This is a genomic window from Microbacterium sp. Leaf351 (assembly GCF_001423825.1).
GTDB classification, from domain to species: Bacteria; Actinomycetota; Actinomycetes; order Actinomycetales; family Microbacteriaceae; genus Microbacterium; species Microbacterium ginsengisoli.
The window spans coordinates 193,188-198,871 of the sequence record NZ_LMPK01000034.1 but is presented as its reverse complement, the minus strand read 5'-3'; the positions used below and the strand labels follow the sequence as shown (position 1 = coordinate 198,871).

Here is a 5,684-nt window from a genome sequence, read left to right as displayed (position 1 = left end):
CCGTCGCCCGCCGAGGACACCCGCTCGATGAGAAACCCGTCGCGCACCTCGACGACGCCGGCGTCGACGAGTGCGTCGAGGCGGGAGCCGAGCCGCTCGCGTTCGGGGAGGTCGTCGGCGGTCGACGGGCGCAGCGGCGGCCGTCGACGCACCCAGACCGCGCGGGTGCCCGGGGCGCCTTCGGAGAGTTCCGCGAGGGCGAGGAGAGTGTGCGCGGCCGAGTGGCCGGTTCCGACCACGGCGACCGAGCGTCCGGCGAGCCGTGCCCGGTCGCGACCGAGCACGTCGGGCAGGGGCGGGAGCACGAACGAGCCCACCTCGTCGAGGCCCAGCGGAGGCAGCCCGTCGCCGCCGATGGGGTTGGGGGTGTCGAGGGTTCCGGAGGCGTCGATCACGGCGCGGGCGAGCACGGACTCGACCTCACCGGTGGCTCGCCGCACCCGCACGACGAACGGGGCGTCGCCACGGCCGTCGCTGCGGGTGCGGTCGCGGCCGAGACGGGTGACGGCGACGACGCGGGCGCCCGTGGTGATGCGAGGGGAGAGCGCCGCGGTCTGCGCGAGCGGTTCGAGGTAGCGGGTGACGAGGTCCTCACCGGTGGGCACCTCGTCGGGGTCGGGCGCGAGCCATCCGGTCGGCGCGAGCAGACGCCCTGCGGCCGGATCGACGAGGTAGCGCCAGGGCGAGAAGAGGGCCACGTGGCCCCACGACCGCACCGCGGCCCCGGCCGACTCGCCCGCCTCGAACACGATCGTGTCGATCGATCTCTCGAGCAGATGCGCGGCGGCGGCGAGCCCGACCGGGCCCGCACCGATCACGACGACGGGATGCGTCGACGCGGCCGTGGCTCCGCGAGGGCGCGGCGTGAGATCGAGGAGCGGCACGCGGCATCCTTTCATCGATGACGATCGATGCTCAGTATGCGGACATCTATCGATGACTGTCAATATCGACTAGCATCTATGCATGCCGACCATGCTTCCCCTGCTCGGGCAGGATGCCTGCGGCCTCGAGCTCGCCCGACCTGCCATCGAGGCGGACGCCGCAGAGGCGCTCGCGCTGCGGGTCAAGGCGCTCGCCGATCCGACCCGTCTGCGCCTGCTGTCGATCGTCGCCGCGGCGGAGGCCGGCGAGGCCTGCGTCTGCGACCTGACCGAACCGGTGGGTCTGAGTCAGCCCACGGTGTCGCACCACCTGCGCGTGCTCACCGATGCCGGATTCCTCGAGCGCACGAAGCGCGGCACCTGGGCCTACTACCGACTCGTCGACGGCTCGCTTGACGCGCTCACCGCGCGCATCGCCGCGATCTGAGAATGACGACGCCCGCCTCCGAAGAGGCGGGCGTCGTGGTGTCTGCGGTGATTACTTGCCGCAGGTGCAGCTGTCGCCGCAGTTGCAGGTGCCGCCGTTGGCGGTGCAGTTGCAGGCGTGCTGGGCGACGGGAAGCGTCGTGGTCTCTGTCATGGGCGTGTCCTCTCGGTGGTGGGTCGTGCGTCAGGAGCGCACGAGTCGGGCGATGGCGGCGCTGGCCTCGGTGAGCTTCTCCTCCAGGTCACCTTGCTCGCCCGCGTGGGCGACGCAGTGGTGGAGGTGATCGTCGAGCAGCGACAAGGCGACCGATTCGAGCGCGCTCGTCACGGCCGACACCTGGGTGAGGATGTCGATGCAGTAGCGGTCTTCGTCGATCATCTTTCCGATGCCGCGCACCTGACCCTCGATGCGCTTGAGTCGTCGCTCGAGCGACGGCTTGTCATCGATGTAGCCCGGATGCGTGGTCTCCATGCGACCGACGATACCCCATTGAGGTATTCCGGGCGGGGACAGATCGCCGTGAAAATGACGCCCCCCGCCCGACGGGAAATTTCTCTACAGTTCGTGGAGTAATGTGTGCGCTCGTGATGTCCGATCCCGCCGCCGCGACCGCCGTCACCGTCATCTTCGCCCTCGTGCTCGTGCACGCCGTGGTGCGGGCTGTCGTCGCCTTCGGCTGGGTCGACCGCGTCTCCAACCTCGTGCACGCCGTCATGGCGGTCGTGATGCTCGCGATGCCGTGGTCGTGGTACGCCGTGTTCCCCGTCGCCGCCCAGATCGCGTTCTTCACCGCGGCGACGTTCTGGTATCTCTACCTCGCGCTCTTCCGCCCCTCTGTCGCCGCGGCCCCGGCCACCGACCACCACCGTCACCCGGCCGTGCTCGTGTACCACGCCGTCATGATGCTCGCGATGGTGTGGATGGCCGTCGCGATGACGCCGGTGACCGCGGCATCCGGGATGGACGACGTGGGCGGCATGTCGATGGGCCACGGCACGGACGGCATGCCGATGACCGGCTCGGCCGACTGGGCGCTCGTGATCACGTGGGCGTTCGGGCTCCTGTTCGTCGTCGCCGCGCTCTGGTTTGTCGTCGCGGCGCTACGACGCGCGATCACCGCCACCCGCCTGTCCGGGCATGCCGGGATCGTGATTCTCGACACGCTCGCGACGGCCCTCATGGCGGCCGGAATGGCGTGCTCCTTCCTCCTCCTCATGACGTGACGGCCCGCGCCGACCTCGTACCCCGAAAGGACCCCTCATGCGATCACGTTCCACCCGTCGACCGGCGCGGCTCTTCTTCCGCATCGCCGCCGGCGCCGCCGTCGGCCTCGCCGGGGTGCTGCTGACCGCGACCGCCGCGTCCGCGCACATCCACGTCGACGGCACCGACGCGACCCAGGGCGGTGAGGGGGTGCTCACGTTCCGCGTGCCCAGCGAGTCCGACACCGCCTCGACGGTGGGCGTGCAGATCACGTTCCCCGCCGACACCCCGATCGCCGATGCCTCCACGCAGCCGAAACCCGGCTGGACCGCCACGATCACGACCGCCAAGGCATCGACCCCCATCCAGACCGATGACGGACCCGTCGACACCTACGTCACGCAGGTGACGTGGAAGGCCGACAGCGCGGCGGCGGGCATCGCGCCCGGCGAGTTCGACACCTTCGCCGTGGCGGTCGGACCGCTGCCGGCCGTGGCATCCGTCTCGTTCCCGGCACTGCAGACCTACAGCGACGGCTCGCAGGTGAACTGGAACGAACAGGCCACCGGTGGCGTCGAGCCCGAGCACCCCGCGCCCACCCTGACACTCGCGGCGCAGTCGGACGCTCCCACCCCGACGCCGACCGCAGAAGCTGCCTCGGTCGACGGCGGCTCGACCGCATCGGCGCCCGCGTGGCCCGGTATCGTCGGTCTGATCGCCGGCGGCGTCGCGCTGGTGATCGCGATCGTCGCGATCGCCCGCACCTCTCGCAAGGAGACCCCGTCCGCGTGACGCACCTTCCCGCCCGGACCCGGCGTCCCCGCCGGGTCCGGGCGTTCCTGTTCGCGCTCGGCGCGCTGCTCGCCGCCGCGACAGTGCTGCTCGGCGCCGTTCCTGCCGACGCGCACGCCGTGCTCGTGCGATCGAGCCCGGCCGACGGCAGTCGGCTCGACGCCGCGCCGGCGCGGGTCGTCCTGACCTTCGACGAGCCCGTGCAGCTCGTCGACGGCATGACGCGGGCCTTCTCGTCCTCGGGTACGCGCGTCGACACGGGAGACATCTCCCGCAGCGGCGGTGACACGCAGGTCGTCGTCCCGCTGACGCCCGATCTTCCCCGGGGCAGCTACACCGTCAGCTGGCGCGTCATCTCGGCCGATACCCACGTCGTGTCGGGCTCGATCTCGTTCGGCGTGCAGCAGGATGCCGCGTCCGCCGCGGCGACCGGTTCCGCCGCGCCCACCTCGCTCGACGTCGTCGCGCAGACCGCGATCGGACTCGGGTACGTCGGCGTCGTTCTCGCGCTCGGGGTCGCCCTGCTCGCGCGCCTGCTGTGGCCGGACACCTGGCGCCGTCGCCGCGTGCGGCTGTTCGTCCGGGCGGGAGGGGCGGCGCTGCTCGTCGGGGCGCTCGTCGACCTGCTGCTGCAAGGACCCCGCGCCGATGAGACCGGCTGGCACGGTGTGCTGCGGCTCGACGGTCTCGGCGAGACGCTCGCCGGCTCGTACGGGCAGTTGCTCGTCGCCCGCATCGTGCTCGCCGTCGTCGGGGTCGTGCTCGTCCGGTCGCTCGCGCGCCGCGCTGGGTTCGCCGCCTACTCGGTCGCGCAGGCGGGGGTGCTCGTTACCATCGCCCTCGCCGGGCACGCGGGTGTCGGCGCCGACGTCGTGCTCGCGGCCACCGCGGCCGTCGCCCACCTGGCCGCCATGGCTGCGTGGGCCGGGGGGCTGCTCCTCCTTCTGGTCGCCGTTCTCCCCGGCGTGACGGGCGCGCCCGACCTCGACCGCCTGCGCCTCGGCACCTGGTCGATCATCGCGTTCGTCTCGGTCGCCGTACTCGTCGTGTCGGGGGAGTACCAGGCGTGGCGCGAAGTGCAGCCGGTCGCCTCGCTCTGGTCGACCCCCTACGGTGTGACGCTGCTCGTCAAACTCGCGTTCGTCGCGATCGCGCTCGCCGGCGCGCTCGCCGCCCAACGGATGGTCGCTCGCCGACGTTCCGGCGCCGGCGCCGATGCGGCATCCGTCTCGGTCGTGCGCGTGCGCCGGTCGCTGCGGATCGAGGCGGTCGCCGTGGCCGCGGCCATCGTGGTGACGAGCGTGCTCACCGCCCTGCCGCCTGCCTCCGGTACCTACGGGCCCGCGGCGACCGTGACCGCCCCGGTCGGCGACACCGGTGCGACCGCCGTCGCGGAGCTCTCCACGACCCGCCACGGCCCGCTCGTGATCACCGTGCACGTCACCGATCGAAACGGCACCCGGATCGATCCCGAACTCGTCACCGGCGTGCTCTCGTCGCCCGACAACGGGGTCGCCGGCATCGATGTCACTCTGACCCACGACGGGGCGTCGTGGGTCACCACCGACGCCGTCGTACCGATCGCCGGGGCCTGGACGCTGCAGCTGACCGTCACGATCGATCAGGCGCACGCCTACGCGACCGCGACGACCTTCCGGGCGTGGTGAGCGCGGGTCAGCGCAGCGACGCGACCGCGCGCTCGTAGACCGGCGCGACCGGGGTGAGGCGACCGGCCAGCCGGCAGGGACGCTGGGCGAGGCGCTCGGCGCGCAGCTCGACAGTCACGTCGCCGGTCGCGCGACCGACCCGCACCAGCGCGTTCGCGAGGTGCACGGCACCCGCACGGCGGGAAGCCGCGTCATCGGCCGCGAGCTCGATCAGCAGGCTCGTCGATCGGCGCAGACGCTGCGCGGCGCCGCTGCGCGGCATGCAGGCGAGGTTGAGGTCGGCCAGCCGCAGCACGAGCTCGTGGTGCGCCGACAGATGCGCCCACTCGTGCGCGACGACCGCGCGCAGCTGTGCCGGGGTGAGTTCGCGCACGAGCCCCGCCGACACGGCCACGGTGTGGGGCTTCCCCGGGATCGCGCAGGCGAACACCTCGTCGGTGTCGCACACCAGCAGCTGCCAATCGGATGCCGCCACGTGCACCGTGTGCGGCAGGGTCAGCACCGAGCCGCGATTGCGGCGCACCGCGTCGAGCACCTCCGCCGACCCCGACGCCACGATGACCACCGTGCCGCCGACGGCGAGGAGCGACATCCATGCGAAGACCGTCACGATGACCCCGGCCGCGCCGGACTCCGATCCTGACCCGGCGATCGCCAGCACCAGGCCGACGATGCCGGCACCGATCAGGCACGCGACGCCGCCGAGCACCG

The 5,684-nt window shown here is 72.3% G+C and carries 7 protein-coding genes; 4 read left to right on the top strand and 3 right to left on the bottom strand.

Annotated features, from left to right (window positions below):
* Positions 1–884, bottom strand: an 884-nt coding sequence (locus ASG00_RS11065) for an FAD-dependent oxidoreductase (RefSeq protein ID WP_235559507.1), incomplete at its 3' end; no start/stop codon positions are given.
* 82 nt (positions 885–966) lie between these two features.
* On the opposite strand from ASG00_RS11065, the gene ASG00_RS11060 reads away from it, so the two are divergent.
* Positions 967–1,311 carry an ArsR/SmtB family transcription factor gene (locus ASG00_RS11060; protein WP_045246652.1) on the top strand — a complete coding sequence of 115 codons (345 nt, stop codon included), beginning with the start codon at positions 967–969 and terminating at the stop codon, positions 1,309–1,311.
* Between the two features lie 183 nt (positions 1,312–1,494).
* On the opposite strand, the gene ASG00_RS11055 is transcribed toward ASG00_RS11060, so the two are convergent.
* The gene (locus tag ASG00_RS11055; protein WP_056209531.1) at positions 1,495–1,782 is read right to left on the bottom strand and encodes a metal-sensitive transcriptional regulator; all 288 of its coding nucleotides are present in this window, start codon (positions 1,780–1,782) and stop codon (positions 1,495–1,497) included.
* 116 nt (positions 1,783–1,898) lie between these two features.
* Between ASG00_RS11055 and ASG00_RS11050 the strand changes: the two genes are divergently transcribed.
* From ASG00_RS11050 to ASG00_RS11040, 3 genes are read left to right on the top strand one after another with little or no spacing between them, the layout of a single operon-like run.
* On the top strand, positions 1,899–2,534 hold the full coding sequence (locus ASG00_RS11050) for a DUF5134 domain-containing protein (protein WP_200930917.1): 636 nt from the start codon (positions 1,899–1,901) through the stop codon (positions 2,532–2,534).
* 37 nt (positions 2,535–2,571) lie between these two features.
* Positions 2,572–3,306, top strand: a complete 735-nt coding sequence (locus ASG00_RS11045) for a YcnI family protein (protein ID WP_082483215.1) — start codon at positions 2,572–2,574, stop codon at positions 3,304–3,306.
* On the top strand, positions 3,303–4,973 hold the full coding sequence (locus ASG00_RS11040; protein ID WP_056209525.1) for a copper resistance CopC/CopD family protein: 1,671 nt from the start codon (positions 3,303–3,305) through the stop codon (positions 4,971–4,973). Before ASG00_RS11045 ends, ASG00_RS11040 begins: the two co-directional genes overlap by 4 nt.
* A 7-nt stretch (positions 4,974–4,980) precedes the next feature.
* Here ASG00_RS11040 and ASG00_RS11035 read toward each other — a convergent pair.
* Positions 4,981–5,684 (bottom strand): M48 family metalloprotease (locus ASG00_RS11035; protein ID WP_200930916.1); only part of this gene is annotated, 704 nt, incomplete at its 5' end.

What these genes read in the sequence shown, in the direction of transcription:
- ASG00_RS11060 (WP_045246652.1), top strand. Translation starts at nt 967, where the DNA reads ATGCCGACCATGCTTCCCCTGCTCGGGCAGGATGCCTGCGGCCTCGAG.
- ASG00_RS11055 (WP_056209531.1), bottom strand. Translation starts at nt 1,782, where the DNA reads ATGGAGACCACGCATCCGGGCTACATCGATGACAAGCCGTCGCTCGAG.
- ASG00_RS11050 (WP_200930917.1), top strand. Translation starts at nt 1,899, where the DNA reads ATGTCCGATCCCGCCGCCGCGACCGCCGTCACCGTCATCTTCGCCCTC.
- ASG00_RS11045 (WP_082483215.1), top strand. Translation starts at nt 2,572, where the DNA reads ATGCGATCACGTTCCACCCGTCGACCGGCGCGGCTCTTCTTCCGCATC.